This window comes from Enterococcus sp. LJL51, from assembly GCF_049894025.1.
Taxonomy (GTDB): Bacteria; Bacillota; Bacilli; order Lactobacillales; family Enterococcaceae; genus Enterococcus_L.
Window position 1 is genome coordinate 1 of record NZ_JBNEQE010000020.1, and the last position, 15,300, is coordinate 15,300.

17 protein-coding genes are annotated in these 15,300 nt (G+C 40.6%); 11 read left to right on the top strand and 6 right to left on the bottom strand.

Translation table 11 applies throughout. The features are described 5' to 3' along the window. Nucleotides 1-141 precede the first annotated feature (141 nt). From ACPWSO_RS15325 to ACPWSO_RS15335, 3 genes are all read right to left on the bottom strand, one after another. Nucleotides 142-1,164 (bottom strand): peptidylprolyl isomerase, encoded by a 1,023-nt coding sequence (locus ACPWSO_RS15325; RefSeq protein WP_426084458.1) that lies wholly within the window; start codon nt 1,162-1,164, stop codon nt 142-144. Between the two features lie 509 nt (nt 1,165-1,673). Next, nucleotides 1,674-2,033, bottom strand: a complete 360-nt coding sequence (locus ACPWSO_RS15330) for a YtxH domain-containing protein (protein WP_426084459.1) — start codon at nt 2,031-2,033, stop codon at nt 1,674-1,676. After that, nucleotides 2,030-2,461, bottom strand: a complete 432-nt coding sequence (locus ACPWSO_RS15335; RefSeq protein ID WP_426084521.1) for an HIT family protein — start codon at nt 2,459-2,461, stop codon at nt 2,030-2,032. The genes ACPWSO_RS15330 and ACPWSO_RS15335 overlap by 4 nt, the downstream gene beginning before the upstream one ends. Before the next feature lie 193 nt (nt 2,462-2,654). Here ACPWSO_RS15335 and ACPWSO_RS15340 point away from each other — a divergent pair, with 193 nt between their 5' ends. The 9 genes from ACPWSO_RS15340 to ACPWSO_RS15380 all read left to right on the top strand — a co-directional run bounded on the left by ACPWSO_RS15340 (nt 2,655) and on the right by ACPWSO_RS15380 (nt 11,270). After that, nucleotides 2,655-4,043 (top strand): PLP-dependent aminotransferase family protein, encoded by a 1,389-nt coding sequence (locus tag ACPWSO_RS15340; RefSeq protein ID WP_426084460.1) that lies wholly within the window; start codon nt 2,655-2,657, stop codon nt 4,041-4,043. A 92-nt stretch (nt 4,044-4,135) separates the two neighbouring features. Continuing rightward, nucleotides 4,136-4,555: a GNAT family N-acetyltransferase gene (locus ACPWSO_RS15345; RefSeq protein ID WP_426084461.1), complete on the top strand. Its 420-nt coding sequence runs from the start codon at nt 4,136-4,138 to the stop codon at nt 4,553-4,555. A 165-nt stretch (nt 4,556-4,720) separates the two neighbouring features. Further along, the gene (locus ACPWSO_RS15350; RefSeq protein WP_426084522.1) at nt 4,721-5,434 is read left to right on the top strand and encodes a B3/B4 domain-containing protein; all 714 of its coding nucleotides are present in this window, start codon (nt 4,721-4,723) and stop codon (nt 5,432-5,434) included. A gap of 282 nt (nt 5,435-5,716) precedes the next feature. Then, a complete protein-coding gene (locus ACPWSO_RS15355; RefSeq protein WP_426084462.1) occupies nt 5,717-6,454 on the top strand; it encodes an ABC transporter ATP-binding protein in 738 nt (245 codons plus the stop codon). 1 nt (nt 6,455) lies between these two features. Next, nucleotides 6,456-7,673, top strand: a complete 1,218-nt coding sequence (locus ACPWSO_RS15360) for an ABC transporter permease (RefSeq protein WP_426084463.1) — start codon at nt 6,456-6,458, stop codon at nt 7,671-7,673. Nucleotides 7,674-7,677: 4 nt separating this feature from the next. Next, nucleotides 7,678-8,532, top strand: coding sequence for a D-amino-acid transaminase (gene dat, locus ACPWSO_RS15365; protein WP_426084464.1), 855 nt, complete (start codon nt 7,678-7,680; stop codon nt 8,530-8,532). Between the two features lie 174 nt (nt 8,533-8,706). Next, nucleotides 8,707-9,354, top strand: coding sequence for a tRNA (guanosine(46)-N7)-methyltransferase TrmB (gene trmB / locus ACPWSO_RS15370; RefSeq protein WP_426084465.1), 648 nt, complete (start codon nt 8,707-8,709; stop codon nt 9,352-9,354). A 265-nt stretch (nt 9,355-9,619) separates the two neighbouring features. Further along, complete coding sequence (locus tag ACPWSO_RS15375) at nt 9,620-10,348, top strand: DNA alkylation repair protein (protein ID WP_426084466.1); 729 nt, start codon at nt 9,620-9,622, stop codon at nt 10,346-10,348. Nucleotides 10,349-10,676: 328 nt separating this feature from the next. Then, nucleotides 10,677-11,270 carry a TetR/AcrR family transcriptional regulator gene (locus ACPWSO_RS15380; RefSeq protein ID WP_426084467.1) on the top strand — a complete coding sequence of 198 codons (594 nt, stop codon included), beginning with the start codon at nt 10,677-10,679 and terminating at the stop codon, nt 11,268-11,270. Nucleotides 11,271-11,517: 247 nt separating this feature from the next. On the opposite strand, the gene galE is transcribed toward ACPWSO_RS15380, so the two are convergent. The 3 genes from galE to ACPWSO_RS15395 form a co-directional block, all read right to left on the bottom strand. Next, nucleotides 11,518-12,507 (bottom strand): UDP-glucose 4-epimerase GalE, encoded by a 990-nt coding sequence (gene galE, locus ACPWSO_RS15385; protein WP_426084468.1) that lies wholly within the window; start codon nt 12,505-12,507, stop codon nt 11,518-11,520. A 150-nt stretch (nt 12,508-12,657) separates the two neighbouring features. Further along, entirely contained in the window at nt 12,658-13,161 is a 504-nt protein-coding gene (locus ACPWSO_RS15390; protein ID WP_426084469.1) for an LURP-one-related/scramblase family protein, read from the bottom strand. Between the two features lie 88 nt (nt 13,162-13,249). Further along, nucleotides 13,250-13,585 (bottom strand): peptidase, encoded by a 336-nt coding sequence (locus ACPWSO_RS15395; protein ID WP_426084470.1) that lies wholly within the window; start codon nt 13,583-13,585, stop codon nt 13,250-13,252. A 233-nt stretch (nt 13,586-13,818) separates the two neighbouring features. Here ACPWSO_RS15395 and pepA point away from each other — a divergent pair, with 233 nt between their 5' ends. Further along, nucleotides 13,819-14,895: a glutamyl aminopeptidase gene (gene pepA, locus ACPWSO_RS15400; RefSeq protein ID WP_426084471.1), complete on the top strand. Its 1,077-nt coding sequence runs from the start codon at nt 13,819-13,821 to the stop codon at nt 14,893-14,895. Between the two features lie 9 nt (nt 14,896-14,904). Then, nucleotides 14,905-15,216, top strand: coding sequence for a thioredoxin family protein (locus ACPWSO_RS15405; protein WP_426084472.1), 312 nt, complete (start codon nt 14,905-14,907; stop codon nt 15,214-15,216). Nucleotides 15,217-15,300: the final 84 nt, after the last annotated feature.

Below are 15,300 nucleotides of genomic sequence, written 5' to 3' on the forward strand. Positions count from 1 at the left end.
TAAAAGCACGCTCCTTTTGATTTGGTTTAGTCACTTTAATCTTACACGGTTGCGTGCTTTTTGTGTACCCTAAAATCAAAAAAGTAGGACAATAATCAGATTTTCTTCTGACTATTGTCCCACTCCCATTTTTTTATGTCATTATTTAGAAGAGTCCTCTGTTGAGCTTTCTTCTGTTTCAGAAGAATCAGTTGAAGCAGATTCTTTTTTACTTGAAGAGCTTTCAGTCTTATCGTCAGCAGATGTGCTGTCAGTTGAGCTTTCTTCTGTTTGGATATATTGAGCTAAGACGTCTTTGAAGGCGTCATCTTTAATTTTCACGTTAGCAGCTTTCAGTTCATCACTGATTACTTTAGCAGTAAATGTCTGATCAGAAGCTTTTGCTGTTTCAGCAATTTCTTTCAGCTGTTTCTCATAAGGCTTCATATCGTTGCCTTTAGCAGAAGTTTTTGTCATTTTTACTAAATAGTAAGTTGTTTGATAGCCAGTACTGTCAGTTGCTGGGATTGGCTCGCTGACTTCACCGTTTTTCAGAGTGAAGGCTTCAGTTTGAACAGCAACTGGAACAGTTGTTGATGTTGAATCAAATTTAACTTTTCCGCCATCTTCTTTTGTTGTTGTATCAGTAGATTTTTCTTTAGCAATCTTTGTGAAGTCGCCGCCGTCATCTAATTGTTTTTTGATTTCTTTTGCTTCATCTTCAGTAGCAACTTGAATAATTTGTGCTTCTACTTCAGGGTGGAAGCTTTCCCAAGCTGTTTTCACATCTTCATCTGTGATATCGATGTTTGCTTCAATCCCTTTTTGGTAAGCAAGACTTTGTTTGATACGTGCTTTATAAGATTCTACAGTAAAGCCGTTTTGTTTCAAGTAATCTTCAAGATTGGTTCCTTGAGATTCAGCAGACTCTTTTGCTTCGTTGTATTTTTCATCAACATCCTTGCTTTTAACCTTATCGCCGTATTTATCTTCAAAGACTTTAAAGATAATCATTTCAGCAACTGTTTGTTGACTTGTACTGTCACTCTTGATACGGTCATAGAAATCTTCTACAGTGATTGTAGAACCTTTCATTGTTGCGATTTTTTCAGAACTGTTTGAACAAGCAGCTAATGCAAAGACAGAAAACATACCTGCAGCAGCTAGAATTAGTTTTTTCTTCATTAATTTAGCACTCCTAATAGTTGATTTGTATTTTTTATTATGTAGAAAAGAATTTCTCACGTTTACTACTATACCACAATCTTTCCTATAAAAGAAATAGTGATTTGATACTTTCGAACAATTTTCAAATTTTGGACACAATTTAAGAAAGATGTGAATTGTTATGAAATTTTTGATTTTTTAGTAATATTTATCATCCTTTTGAGCGATTATAAATATCTAAAAGAAGAGAAAGACGTTGTTGGAAGATATTCGTTTTTAGAAGTTTTTTTGCGGCAGATTGAATGTGTAGAAGGAGAATTTATTTGAAGTCCTTAGAATGTCCTGCACTGATTTTTTTGAATAAGGGAGGAGCTATTTGAAGTGCTGCTATTCAGAGTATAAGGTAAGAACGAAATAAGAGAGCTTAGTTTTGAGAACTAGGCTGCGTTTGCGGCTATCTGTTAGTTTTTCAGAATTAAAGAGCGAAACAAAACCGTTTGGCCGTTTAGTTTCGCTCTTCTCCAGAACTATTTCACGTTTTGTTTTAGTTCGGTTTCCGGCATTTCAGGAAGCTCGCTTTGAATTTTCTCCAGCTGCTCCTGCAACTGTTCAATCCGTGGTTCTGCCTGAAATTTGAAATTTTCGATGTCCCTGTTTAATCCCTCTACAAAGGGAGGAATAACTGTTTCGGTTGTTACCTGAAAGTCAGTCAAGGCTGATTTGAATCCTTCCAGTTTATGATTGAAATCCTCTGTTAAGTATTTCCAATCATCCAGCTCATCAATAATTTTTTCCTGCGTTTCTTTTCCGCTTCTTGGGGCAAGCAATAGGCCGCCGATTCCTCCGACTACAGAGCCGAAAATTAGTCCTTTTAGAAAACCCTTCATCCGTTAGTCACCTGCTTTGCAATTTGTGCTGCTGTATTCTGCATCTCTTCAGCAGTGTATTTCTCTTGGTTATTTTCAAAATGCATAGAGAAGCCGTCCTGTTTGCTGTATCTTGGGATTAGATGGATATGGGAATGGAAGACAGACTGATAGGCCAGCTCTTTATTATTGTTAATGATATTCAAGCCTTCCATTTCGGGAAAAGCCTGTTCAAGCGCTTTAGCAATTTTGGGGATGCGGGCAAAAATATCAGAAGCTAAAGCAGCATCGTAGTCAAAGATATCTGTTACGTGGGTTTTAGGAACGACTAGGGTATGTCCTTTCGTTGCCTGGCTGATATCTAAAAAGGCATATACTACATCATCTTCGTATATTTTATAGCTGGGAATTTCCTGATTAATAATTTTACAAAAAATACAATTTTCCATCATAAGCCTTCTTTCCTGATTGTTTTTCTTCTCCTACTTTACCATAGATAGAATAGAATGTGTAAAGTTTGTTTCAGGAAAGGAGCAGGCAAAAGCTGGTCTTTGCTGGTTTTTCTGCTAAACTGTTCTTGTCTCCTCGTACAGAGAATGAACCAATAGGAAACATAGAATATAGGAAAGCAGGTAGCCCAAAATGTATCATTTAGATCGGATGATTTCAAAACCGATGTATCAGCAATTATATGAACAGATAAAAAAGGAATATCAGGTGGAAGCAAAACAAGTAAAGCTGCCTTCTATTCGTGAACTGGCAAAAGAGTTGAATATTTCTAAAACAACTGTTGAGCAGGCCTATAATCAGCTGGTTGCAGAAGGACTGCTGCTAAATATTCCTCAATCAGGTTTCTATTTTTTACCTGCAGAGCCGGATTCAAAATGGGAACAGGAAATAGACAATGAAGTACTGGAACGAAGACAGCAAGTGGATTTCGATTTTCGATATGGGACAACATTTTTTTATACCGCTTCGTGGAATAGCTGGAAACGTTGCGTCAAAAAAGCAATGGAACAGGAATTTCTGGATGAGCGATCAGCTTATCAGGATGTGCAGGGAAACGACAGACTACGGTCTGAGCTGGTTAAAATGCTGGGACGAACGAGAGGTGTCCGCTGCCGCAAAGAGCAGATAGTTATTACAAGCGGCAGCTTGGATTCACTAGATATTGTTTTAAATCTGCTAAAAAGGAAAAGTCGGCATTTTCAAGCAGCTATTGAAGATCCTGGCTACTATGCAGCTGGACATATTTTTACCAGAAATGGCTTCCCTCTGCAGAATATCCCTGTTGAATCTGAAGGAATATCAATAAGCAAACTAGCCCTTTCGGCAGCTGATTTAGTTTATGTTACGCCTTCCCATCAGTTTCCTATGGGCTATCGAATGTCTGTAGCCAGACGGCAGCAGCTTTTACAGCTGATTCGTGAGCGTCAAGGCTACATTATTGAAGATGATTACGATAGTGAGTTTCGCTACACGACACAGCCGCTGCCCTCTCTCCAGTCTTTGGACCGACAGGATTGTGTTATTTATCTGGGGAGTTTTTCAAAAACGATTAGCCCTACTCTGCGTCTCGGGTATATGGTGCTTCCCAGACATCTAGTAGGAGAATACCGGACTTTGTATCAGTTTGATCATGAACGAGCGGCGTACATGATTCAAGAAGGTATGGCGGAGTTTCTTTCTTCCGGCAGCTATTATCGGCATATTAGTAAGGCAGTTGGAACGAACAAAGCAAAGTATCATCTATTGGAAGATCAGCTGAACTTGCTAAAGGCAGAGGGTAGGATTGATTGGATACCATCGGATGGCGGATTACATGTTGTCATGGAAGTACTGAATTTGCAGGAAACAGATGTGTTTTTACAGCAGCTGCAGCAGCACAGCTTACGTCTTTATCCTTTGTCGAAATACTCTTTTTCAGTATGTAGAGATCAGTTTTTCCTTTTAGGATACGGTGGTCTTTCTTTAGAAGAACTGACCCATGGATTAAAGCTCTTAAAGCAAGTTGTTCAAAATTTGTCGTAACTGTCCTCTATAAAAGAAAAAAATTGTCTATTTTTTAAAAGTCACTCTATTGATAAGCTAGTTGGTACAACAAAGGAAGTGGAGTGAAGACAATGGTTAAATATAAAATCAATGAACCAATAACAGTAGAACAGTTTAAGGAAATTATTCAGCAGACAGGGCTAAAGAGAAGACTAGATGATCGCAAAAAATTGATAAACATGTTGAAAAATGTTGATTTTCTGATGACTGCCTGGGAGGATGAAAAGCTGGTTGGTTTTGCCCGAGGCTTTTGTGATTTTGGCTCTATCGTTTATGTGGCAGAGTTAGGAGTTCATAAAGATTACTGGAAGCAGGGGATTGGCCGGAAATTAATGGAGGCAATAGTTGCTTATGTAGGAACAGATATTCATATTGTTCTGCTGGCATCAAAGCTGGCAGAGAATTATTATAGCAAACTGGGCTTTGATAAAGATCCCCGAGGGTATGTCAAGCTGCCCGAGCCCCTTCATCCAGATGACTGGCAAGTATAATGAAAAAATAAGTACAACAATTAGCAGAGAGTATTTTTAAATCAGTAAAAACAACTGTAGCGAATTTTATCGCTATAAAGAGAAAAGATAAAGATAGCTGGCTTTTACAAAGTTTTGCATTGCTTATCATGAGGGTATACAATGAATGGAAGGAGGGATTTTATGATGAAAAAAGTGAGTGTAGAAGATGCATTTTGGGAAATTTTTCCAGAAGCTCAAATCAATATTTTAGTTGTGAAAAACATTGATAATCATGTGTACGAAAAAAATACTCCCTATTTTACTAAGTTGTTAAAGCAGGCCGCAAAGGAAGCGGAGCAGTTTTTAGGGGATGAGAACTTTAGCAGTAACCAAGTCGTTGCCCAATGGCGCGACGGGTTTAGTCAATTTAAAACGAAAAAGGGTGCGCGCTCATCGATTGAGGCTCTGTTAAAAAGAGTGAGTCAGCAGAGAGAATTTCAGCCCATCAATCCGCTTGTGGACATCTATAACAGCATCTCTTTAAAATATGGAGTTCCCAGCGGTGGTGAAGATATAGATAAAATAGAAGGCAGCCTGTATTTAGGCAAAGCGAAGGGCGGCGAAAGCTTTCTGCCTCTTGGTGCTGAGAAAGATGCGCCTGCTTTACCAGAAGAGATTATTTATTATGATGATGAAGGAGCTATCTGCCGCTGTCTGAACTGGCGTGAAGCGCAGAGAACCATGTTAACAGAAGAAACCAAAGCTGCGGTTCTGGTGATTGAATCCATCAATGAGGAACAGAGCAAACGTGCCGATAAGGCAGTGATTGAACTGAAAGAATTGGTAGACGCTTATTTTAATTCTGAAAGTACGATATATAAGCTATCGCAAGCGTCGGCAGAAGCCATATTGGAATAAAGCAGCCTACTATAATATAGTAGCTTTAGTTAGTGTAAGCAGTATTTTTCTAATAATACTAGAGGAGAATGACCGATTCAGCCCCTTCTGTTTCATTTACTGCAAAGAGCCCTCGTTGCTCGGTTTTCATTTTTTGATTCTTTCTATGCAGCTGCTTCAACAACAAGTGATTAAAGTGAGTTCGCAGCAAAAGCCTGATAGAGTATTCTATTGCTCTCTTGGGTTTTGTTGTTTTATGGAAGATGTTATAATGAAAGCATTAAAAAATTTGGAGGCAATGAAATGAGCTTGAAAATTGAGCATTTAACTGGCGGTTACGGTCACGTTCCCGTCCTAAAAGATATAAATTTCGAAGTTAAAGCGGGTGAAATGGTTGGACTAATTGGACTGAATGGTGCTGGGAAAAGTACGACAATCAAAAATATCATCGGTCTGCTGACTCCGCAGAAAGGGAAAATTTCCATCGACGACCAAACGCTTAGTCAAAGTCCGGAAAGCTACCGAAAGAAAATCGGCTATATTCCCGAAACGCCTTCATTATATGAAGAGCTGACATTGAAGGAACACATTGAAATTACTGCGATGGCTTACGATATACCTGTAGAAGAGGCTTTCAGACGTGCAGAAGTACTATTGAAGACGTTCCGACTGGAAAATAAACTGGAATGGTTTCCAGCTCATTTTTCCAAAGGCATGAAGCAGAAGGTTATGGTTCTCTGTGCCTTTCTGATTGAGCCAAGCTTGTATATCATTGATGAGCCGTTTTTAGGTCTGGATCCGCTGGCGATTCATGCACTGTTGGAGCTGATGGATACAATGCGCAATCAAGGATCGGCTATTCTGATGTCTACGCATATTCTGGCGACTGCTGAAAAATATTGCGACCGTTTTGTTGTGCTTCACGAGGGAGAAGTGCGGGCAATCGGCTCAATGGATGAACTGAGAGCAGAATTTAATTTACCGGACTCTTCTTTAGATGACATCTATCTTGCATTAACTAAGGAAGAAAAGGTGGGGTAACATGGCAGATTTATATCGGATGCGATTATCCCGTCATTTGAAAAAAATGATGAAGTATATGCAATACGTTTTTAACGATCACTTTGTTTTAGTCTGTATTTTTCTGCTTGGCGGTTTAGGCTTCTATTATTCAGAAATTTTGAAAAATTTACCGGAGGAATTCAGCTGGGGCAAACCACTGATTTTACTAATGTGGCTAGCTGTGTTGTGGATTGGTCAACTGGCAACCTTGACTCAGGAAGCAGATAAGGTGTTTATCCTGCCGAAGGAAGCTGAAATGAAAGGCTATCTGCAACGGGCGCTGCGGCATTCCTTTATTCTTCCTGCTGCATGTTGTCTATTGCTGGGTGGAATAACGATGCCTTTTGTAGTTGTGGCGACGGGTCAGCCCTTCAGTTCTTTTATTTTTTATCTGATTATGCTGTTGCTTTTGAAGCTTAGTCATCTGAAATGGCAGGAATATGATTTGTATCAAGTGGGTACCAATGAAAGCCGCCTTTGGCTGTTAATCTGGCTAGGCGCCAGTGCGGGAGCGATTGTGGCCAGCTTATATATCCAGCCGCTTATCGGATTAGGCGCTGCAGCCGGAATATTTGGGCTCTTTTCAGTGCTGCTTGCTCAGAAGCTGCAGGGTGTATCTCTGGATTGGGAAAAAATGATTCGAAAAGAAAACAACCGGCTTCACCGGATTTACCGATTTATTCATCTGTTTACAGATGTACCGGAAATTACCGGGAGCATCAAGCGTAGGAAGCTGCTTGATCCTCTATTGAAACAAATTAAGCAGACCACTAAAAATACCTATCTCTATTTATATACCCGCAGCTTCGTAAGAGGTTCGGAATATAGCGGGTTATTTCTCAGACTGCTGGGCGTGGGCGGGATTATCCTGTACTTCTCCAATGAATTCTTGATGTCCTTGGGAATTGCAGCGATTTTTATCTATTTAATGGGTTTTCAGCTAATCCCCATCTATTCACAGTTTGACTATATGGTCATGACCCATCTTTATCCGGTTTCTATAAAGCAGAAGAAACAGGCAGTTAGCTTTTTACTAACAGTCATTTTATCAGTAGCAGCCGTTGTTTTTAGTATTCTTGTTTTAGTGGTTCTGCCGAATAAGCAAGAGGCACTAATTGTAGTGGGCGTCTTAATAGCTGAAATAGTTATTTTTACAAAACTCTATGCACCACAGCGTTTGAAGAAAATGGAGGGATAACTGTATGAAGGTTTTATGGAAGGATCAGATTGTCGAACGGGAAGAGGTTCAAATTGATATGGAGGACCGCGGCTATCAGTATGGCGATGGTCTGTATGAAGTTATTCGTGTGTACAATGGCCAGCTCTACATGCTGACTGAACATTTGGACCGTCTTTGGGCCGGGGCAGAAAAAATCAAGCTAGTTTTGCCTTTTTCAAGAGACGAACTAACCGATCGTCTAAAGAAACTGACAGAAGTTGAAAAAATACAAGAGGGAAAGCTGTATCTGCAGGTTACCCGCGGCATTGATTCGCCCCGCAACCATGCTCTACCTGATCCTAAAAAAGTACAGGGTGTGTTGACTGCTAATATCATTCCATTTGCACGCCCGATTGAAAAACAAAGTAAGGGCATTAGCTGTGGTATCGTTCAGGACACCCGCTGGCTGCATTGTGACATTAAATCACTCAGTCTGTTGGGCAATGTTCTGGCGCTGGATGAAGCACGGAGCAGAGGCTTCGATGACGCGGTACAAATCCGTGACGGCAAGGTTACAGAAGCTTCAGCTGCTAATTTCTGGATGATTAAGGATGGGACTGTCTACACACATCCGGATGGGGCATTGATTTTGCCTGGCATTACGAAAATGAAGCTGTTAAACGTGGCGCAAGAGCTGAAAATTCCTGTAAAGGAAGAAGCTTTTAACGAAACAGAGCTATTGGCAGCGGACGAATGCTTTATCTCCGGATCGCTTATTGAAGTGGTTCCAGTGGTAAAAATTGAAGATCAGCTTATCGGCAGCGGCAAGCCGGGAGAAATCACGAAGCAGCTTCATAAGAAATATCTGGAAGCTGTCGAACAAGGAACAAATCGCTAGAGAATAACCTTGAAAAGCAGGACTGTCTACGGCGGCTGTCTTCAGATAGTTCCTATTTTTCCCGGGTTGACATTCTTATAAAAAGCAAGTATAAATGAATAGAACTGTGAGGCTGGGTGAAATACCTCAGTCTCTTTTAATGAGAAAAAGATAAAATAAGCGAGGAAAAAACGAATGCGTGTAAGAAAAAGACCAGGGGCAGCGGAACTGCTGGCTGCTCATCCAGAATATGTAGTTGCGGGACCAGAACAATGGCAAGGGAAATGGCAGAAACGATTTGGAAATAATCACCCCATTCATATAGAAATAGGCACAGGCAAAGGTCAGTTTGTCATGGGAATGGCAAAAGCCCATCCGGAAATTAATTATATAGGGATTGAAATGCAGGTTAGCGTGCTTTCTATTGCGTTGGAAAAGGCATTAGAGGAGGAACTTCCCAATCTACAGCTGCTTCATGTAAACGGTGAGGAGCTGACGCAGTATTTTGCTGAAAATGAAGTAGATCAGATTTACCTGAATTTTTCTGATCCATGGCCGAAATCCCGTCATGAAAAGCGCCGTTTAACATCTAAAAGCTTTCTCACGGTGGATGAAACAATCTTGAAGCCGAATGGAGAAATTCATTTCAAAACAGATAACCGCGGATTGTTTGAGTATTCTTTGAGCAGCTTCTCTAAATACGGTATGGTGCTTGAACAGGTTTGGCTGGATTTACATGACAGCTCCTATGAAGGAAATATCATGACAGAATATGAAGAAAAATTTTCTGCTAAAGGACAGCCGATTTATCGGGTTGAGGCCCGTTTTCAAAGTGAAAAGTAACCGTTGCTACGGGTTTATCAGGTGCGTAGAACAGATGGATTAAAATGAAATACTTAACAGAAGTGAAGTAGCAAAATGCTAAAGAGCTTCTGTTTTTTGCGTGGAAATGGGGAAAATAGTCTAGCCAATAAAAGCAGCTGGCAGGAATCGATTAAGTTATCAGGCGTTTATTGTAATAGCTATAGCTTTATAGACGTACATACAGGATGTATGTTATTATGAATGTAATAAGTACAGACATAAATAAGTGGAGGTGAAAAGAAAGATGAAGCACAAAGACCATTATAATGATCAGTATATTTTAGATTTTTCATCAAAGCTATCTTCTGTTATTCAAGATTTTGATGGGACTGCCTTTTCTAACGAGCTGCTTGGACAGTTGGAGGACAAAACGCTGTTTGAACGGTTTGATGCCATTGTGGATGGGATGGAAAGACATTTAGGAAACGACTATACAAAAAATATTTCAGCGTTCTATGGTATGCTGGGACCTGAGCTAACTAAGTCAGAGGGCATGTTTACTTTTGGCTGGTGGTTATGGCCGGTGGGCAGGTATGTTGAGCGCAACGGCAATCAGGATTGGCAGGTCTCTTTAGCTTTTTTGAAGGAATTAACCAAACGGTTTACCGGCGAGTATGCGATTCGTCCTCTATTGCAGGAGCACCCGGCAGAGGTGCTGGAGGAGCTGATTATCTGGACGAAAGAAGACAATGTTCATGTGCGGAGACTGGCAAGCGAGGGCGTTAGAATTCGTCTGCCGTGGTCGCCCAAGCTGTATACTGCACTGGAGGAATTTAACCAGTATGTTGTGCTGCTTACCAATCTAAAGGATGATGACGAAAAGTTTGTACAAAAGAGTGTAGGTAATAATTTAAATGATTTATACCGGGAAGCACCCGAAAAAGCCGAATACATTATCGAGGAGTGGAAGAAGACGCCGGGCAGTAAAGCTCAGGACTGGATTATTAAGCATGGGATGAGAAATCAAAAATAAATAAGCGGTTTGACTGAGGTTGTGACAAAAGTGTTCAACTCCGAGAACCAAGTAGGTACTGTTTAACATCAGCTCGTCCCTCACTGTGTTTCACAGCAATAAGAAGAATAATCCGAAAATTGTCAAGAAACACTACGAGGGAACCGAGTGACTGTTGATTGATACCTACCTGGAGCTTCTCATATTTTTGAGATTATTCGGCTTATTTCCGAGAAAAGCTGCTTTTGGAATGCCGTTTATTCGGTTTTAGGGATGTCAAAAGTCTGGGATTTTGTTTATGTCCCAGACTCAGTAAAGTAATAACGAGCTAGTTGAGAGGGCTGAATAGATGAAAAAAGAAGAAGCAAAGCAGAAAACAATTGCCAGTCTGCTGAAGATTGCGCGAAAGCATTTTACAGATCAGGGATACTATGATGCATCTCTTGAAGAGATTGCTGAAGAAGGCAATGTAACTAGAGGCGCAGTCTATCATCATTTTAAGAATAAAAAGGGGCTTTTTCTGGCAGTTTTGGATAAGGTTCAGGCAGATGTGGCTCGCCAAATCGAAGAAGAAGCCATGAACAGCACTGATCTCTGGGAACAGTTGATTTTGGGAAGTGTGGGCTTTGTTAAAGGAGCGAACACAAAGGAAAGCCGTCGCATTTTACTGACGGATGCACCAGTCGTAGTTGGCTGGGAGGCTTGGAGAAAGGCAGATCAGGAAAACTCGATGGGCGTTCTGCAAAAGCATCTTGATGAGCTTAAGGAAGAAGGATACCTGAAGGAAAATACAGAGACAAAACTAATGACATATGCAATTTCAGGTGCATTAAATGAGCTGGCTTTGAACTATTCAACGAATAAGGCCGAAGCGTACGATCAAAAGGTTTATGAGACAATCAGTCAAATGGTTGGCGGGTTTCGAAAAACAAGTAGTAAATAGACCTATGCCGGAATACTTAGCTGCTTAACTTGCTGAATAAAAAACACCGCAGTCACTGACAGCGTTTCAGCACAAATTAGACCAAGGAATCAAGCAACGTTGGTTAGCCCAGTTTTCAGGGATGATGACAAGAGGTGCAAGCTTCTGTCATCGTCCCTATTTATTTCTGCGGGTAGAATGTTAGCCAGCTAAAGCGTTCAAACGCAACAGCCATTCTCTTGAGAACATTTTTCCTATTTATCCTCAGTCAGTCCTCGTAGCCATTTGGATGATTTTTATGCCAATTCCAGGCAGTGCGGATGATAGTGTCCAAATCTGTATATTTAGGCTGCCAGCCTAACAAATCTTGAATTTTTTTACTGGAGGCAACAAGTGAATGTGCGTCCCCTGATCGCCGCTCTCCATAAGTAATCGGAATAGTTGTTCCCGTATATTCCTCCACTTTACGAATAATTTCCAAGGTGGAAAATCCAGTAGCACTGCCAACATTGAATAGAGTACTTTCATTACCCTCAAGTAAGTACTGCATAGCGGCTAAGTGTGCATTAGACAAATCTGTAACATGGATATAATCTCGTACTGTCGTTCCATCTTTTGTCGGATAGTCTGAACCAAGAATAGTAATTCCTTCCCGCGTTCCTAGTGGTACTTCAAGAACTACTGGAATTAAATGTGTTTCCGGGCGATGGTCTTCTCCGATTTCACCTGCTAAATCAGCGCCGGCTACGTTAAAGTAACGTAAAATCACGTAGTTTAAATCATAAGCTGAATGGCACCATTGAAGAATAGTTTCCATCATATGCTTGCTTTCACCGTATGGATTTTTAGGTCTAACCTCAGTTTCTTCAGTGATTGGTCCTTCAGAAACGTCCCCATAAACAGCGGCAGTAGAAGAAAAAATCAAATTCTTTACAGAGAACTGATTCATTGTCTCTAGAAGAGCGAGCAGACCGCCGACGTTATTATCAAAATATACTAACGGTTTTTCTATAGATTCACTGACAGAAGCACTAGCAGCTGTATGGAAAACCATATCAAAGGACGTGTCGGAAAAAATCATTTTAAGTAGTGCTTTGTCACGGACATCTCCCTTGATAAAAGCAGCAGCCTTATGGACAGCGGCTTGATGTCCAGTCTGCAGATTGTCCAGAGCAACTACTTTATGATCAGCTTCTATAAGCTGTTTAACAATATGAGAGCCTACATAACCAGCTCCTCCTACAACTAAAATATTCATCGTATCCTCCTGACTAAAAATCATCTGTACTGTGTGGTAAGTCAAACTCTGATTTTTAGTATACACACTCTAATGGAAAAATGCGTCTGAAGAGCTTTGCTGCTTCCTTAGAAAAAACTACAAGTAGCGGAGAGGTAGCGGTTTCTACGCTTAATTTGAGGTATTGTTAGAGCTGGATGCTGCACTTTCCTGCTGTTTGACGAAGTCAATGGCGATGACTAAGGAAATAATTGTGTGTTCTAATTCGTCATCGAAAATATCTATTTCAAAGGAGTCCCCCCAGCTGAACCATTTTTCAGAAACACTGCCGATGCGGCTGCCGTTTTTTAAAATCTCAAAATTTTTATTCCACCAGTCACCTTGAATTTCCAAATCTTTTGCGGAGATATGGTAGCGGGATTTAAAGAGTGTAAACTCTTTTTCAATAACTAGAGCCTCTTCTCCGTCGATTTCTACAAAGAATTTTGGCAGCAGGCTAAAGACCTTCTTAGTAATCGTACCCACAGTCTGTCCGTTCATATCCAAAATAGTGAAGGTTTTGGGAACAGAAAGAAAGCTCCCCTCTACGATATACTGATCCTGCTCACGGCTGTCTTTTACGGTGTAATGTCCGCCTAAACTAAACACTTTCTGTTTAATATAAAGCTTTTTCATCAAGTACGCCTCCTTGGAATTGCTGCTTTTTTGGCTAAAACAAAAAGATGAAGTGTGCAGCAGCATACCACCTCATCTTTTTTTGTTTTTATAAACGAGTAACCTCGATTACTGTACCAGTTTGTGCATCCGCAACAAAAGCATACTGAACAAGTGTGCCGTCTTCTACACGGGAAACACCGCCGTTGTATGTTTTGGAATGAATCGCAAACTTTCTCAGTGGTTTTTTCTCAAACTCAATCCAGGAGCCTTCAATTGGTCCCTCTTTCAAAAAAGCGTCCTTTACATTTTCCAGTACAAGATCTGCATCCAGCGTGCGTTGCTTTTGATACCATAAGGTAGACAGGACACCGCTGATGACCCCTAAACCAGCTCCTAAAGCCAGTCCGCTCTTGAAATAGCTTATTTCGTTTTCTTCACCCATCAGGAACCCCCTCCATCTATTCCCAAATATTGATAAATCAATGTTATCATAATACTATGATAACACAGTCTACCGAAAATAAAAAAACGAAAAAATGTTCATTGAAATATTTTTGCGTTATAATGGAAACGATTCTTGAAACTGAGAGAATAAGTCGTTTTTGGCGGCTTAAAATGGCTGAAAGTCGACAGTTCAAGTTAATTAAATGAACAAGATAAGGCAGGGATTAGAAAATGGAAGAAAAAACATTCCAACGAATCAAAGAACTGACAGAATTACAGGGAACCAGCGGAGCAGAGGACGATATCCGAGCGTATATGAAGCAGCACATTACACCGCTAGTGGATGAGGTTCAATATGACGGACTAGGCGGCATATTTGGTATTAAGCGTGGGAAAGAAGCTGACGGACCGCGGGTAATGGTTGCTGCACACATGGACGAAGTCGGATTTATGCTGACCCAAATCAAGGATAACGGATTGTTCCGAGTAGTTCCTTTAGGCGGCTGGAATCCCTATGTGGTTTCTGCACAGCGCTTTACGCTGAAAACAGCGAAGGGAGATTATCCATGTATTTCTTCTTCTATTCCCCCTCACTTGCTGAGAGGTACTAATGGTCAAAAACAGCTGGAAGTAACAGATGTTTTGTTTGATGCCGGCTTTGAATCAAAAGAAGAAGCAGAAAGCTACGGTGTTCGCCCAGGAGATACGATTGTTCCTCAAACTGAAACAATAAAAACAGCGAATGGCAAGAATATTATCGCCAAATCATGGGATAACCGCTACGGCTGTACCTTAGTTCTTGAAGCGCTGGAAGCTTTGCAGAACGAAACACTGGGGCATACACTAATTGCCGGCGCTAATGTTCAGGAAGAGGTTGGGTTACGCGGAGCTAAACCATCTGTGCATAAATTTAAACCAGACTTGTTTTTTGCAGTAGACTGTTCGGCTGCAGATGATATCAATACTAAGAAGGACACTTATGGTCATTTAGGTGAAGGAACGCTACTGCGTATTTTTGATCCGGGAATGATTACACTACCGCGTATGCGTGAATTTTTATTGGACACAGCTGAAACCAATAAAATTCCTTATCAGTATTTTGTTTCAAAAGGCGGCACGGATGCTGGTGCTGCCCATACTACAAATGCTGGTGTACCAAGCTCTGTGATTGGTGTCTGTGGACGCTACATTCATACCCATCAAACAATGTTCAGTATCAAAGACTTTGAAGCAGCGAGAGAAATGCTGATTCAAGTGTTGAAAGGGCTGGATAAATCTACTGTTAACACGATTATTTACGGAAAGTAGAGGAAATCAATGATTATACCAACGAGTTTAGAGGAATTAGCTGAATACGTAGAGAATGGCAAGAATGTTTTCTTTTTCACGGCTGACTGGTGTGGCGACTGCCGGTTTATCAAGCCTGTTCTGCCGGAAATTGAAAATGAATTTCCGGAATATCAGTTTATTCAGGTGGATCGGGATGAATTTATCGATGTTGCGGCGAAATGGAATATTTTTGGGATACCAAGCTTTGTTGTTTTAGATGAAGGCAAAGAATTAGGTCGTCTGGTAAATAAAGACCGCAAAACAAAAAAAGAAATTACTGATTTTCTTCGGAGCTTGTGAGAAACAGAGAGGGTGGGAGCGGATGATTCTCACCCTTTTATTGTATTGAAAAATAGTAATAACAGGGATTCCCACCCTTTTTTG

Excerpts from the sequence above, each read along its gene's own strand:
- ACPWSO_RS15405 (WP_426084472.1), top strand. The coding sequence starts at position 14,905 with ATGATTATACCAACGAGTTTAGAGGAATTAGCTGAATACGTAGAGAAT.
- ACPWSO_RS15330 (WP_426084459.1), bottom strand. The coding sequence starts at position 2,033 with ATGAAGGGTTTTCTAAAAGGACTAATTTTCGGCTCTGTAGTCGGAGGA.
- ACPWSO_RS15380 (WP_426084467.1), top strand. The coding sequence starts at position 10,677 with ATGAAAAAAGAAGAAGCAAAGCAGAAAACAATTGCCAGTCTGCTGAAG.
- ACPWSO_RS15390 (WP_426084469.1), bottom strand. The coding sequence starts at position 13,161 with ATGAAAAAGCTTTATATTAAACAGAAAGTGTTTAGTTTAGGCGGACAT.
- ACPWSO_RS15360 (WP_426084463.1), top strand. The coding sequence starts at position 6,456 with ATGGCAGATTTATATCGGATGCGATTATCCCGTCATTTGAAAAAAATG.
- ACPWSO_RS15350 (WP_426084522.1), top strand. The coding sequence starts at position 4,721 with ATGAAAAAAGTGAGTGTAGAAGATGCATTTTGGGAAATTTTTCCAGAA.
- ACPWSO_RS15340 (WP_426084460.1), top strand. The coding sequence starts at position 2,655 with ATGTATCATTTAGATCGGATGATTTCAAAACCGATGTATCAGCAATTA.
- ACPWSO_RS15345 (WP_426084461.1), top strand. The coding sequence starts at position 4,136 with ATGGTTAAATATAAAATCAATGAACCAATAACAGTAGAACAGTTTAAG.
- ACPWSO_RS15375 (WP_426084466.1), top strand. The coding sequence starts at position 9,620 with ATGAAGCACAAAGACCATTATAATGATCAGTATATTTTAGATTTTTCA.
- ACPWSO_RS15325 (WP_426084458.1), bottom strand. The coding sequence starts at position 1,164 with ATGAAGAAAAAACTAATTCTAGCTGCTGCAGGTATGTTTTCTGTCTTT.
- dat (WP_426084464.1), top strand. The coding sequence starts at position 7,678 with ATGAAGGTTTTATGGAAGGATCAGATTGTCGAACGGGAAGAGGTTCAA.
- galE (WP_426084468.1), bottom strand. The coding sequence starts at position 12,507 with ATGAATATTTTAGTTGTAGGAGGAGCTGGTTATGTAGGCTCTCATATT.
- ACPWSO_RS15335 (WP_426084521.1), bottom strand. The coding sequence starts at position 2,461 with ATGGAAAATTGTATTTTTTGTAAAATTATTAATCAGGAAATTCCCAGC.
- ACPWSO_RS15395 (WP_426084470.1), bottom strand. The coding sequence starts at position 13,585 with ATGGGTGAAGAAAACGAAATAAGCTATTTCAAGAGCGGACTGGCTTTA.
- trmB (WP_426084465.1), top strand. The coding sequence starts at position 8,707 with ATGCGTGTAAGAAAAAGACCAGGGGCAGCGGAACTGCTGGCTGCTCAT.
- ACPWSO_RS15355 (WP_426084462.1), top strand. The coding sequence starts at position 5,717 with ATGAGCTTGAAAATTGAGCATTTAACTGGCGGTTACGGTCACGTTCCC.
- pepA (WP_426084471.1), top strand. The coding sequence starts at position 13,819 with ATGGAAGAAAAAACATTCCAACGAATCAAAGAACTGACAGAATTACAG.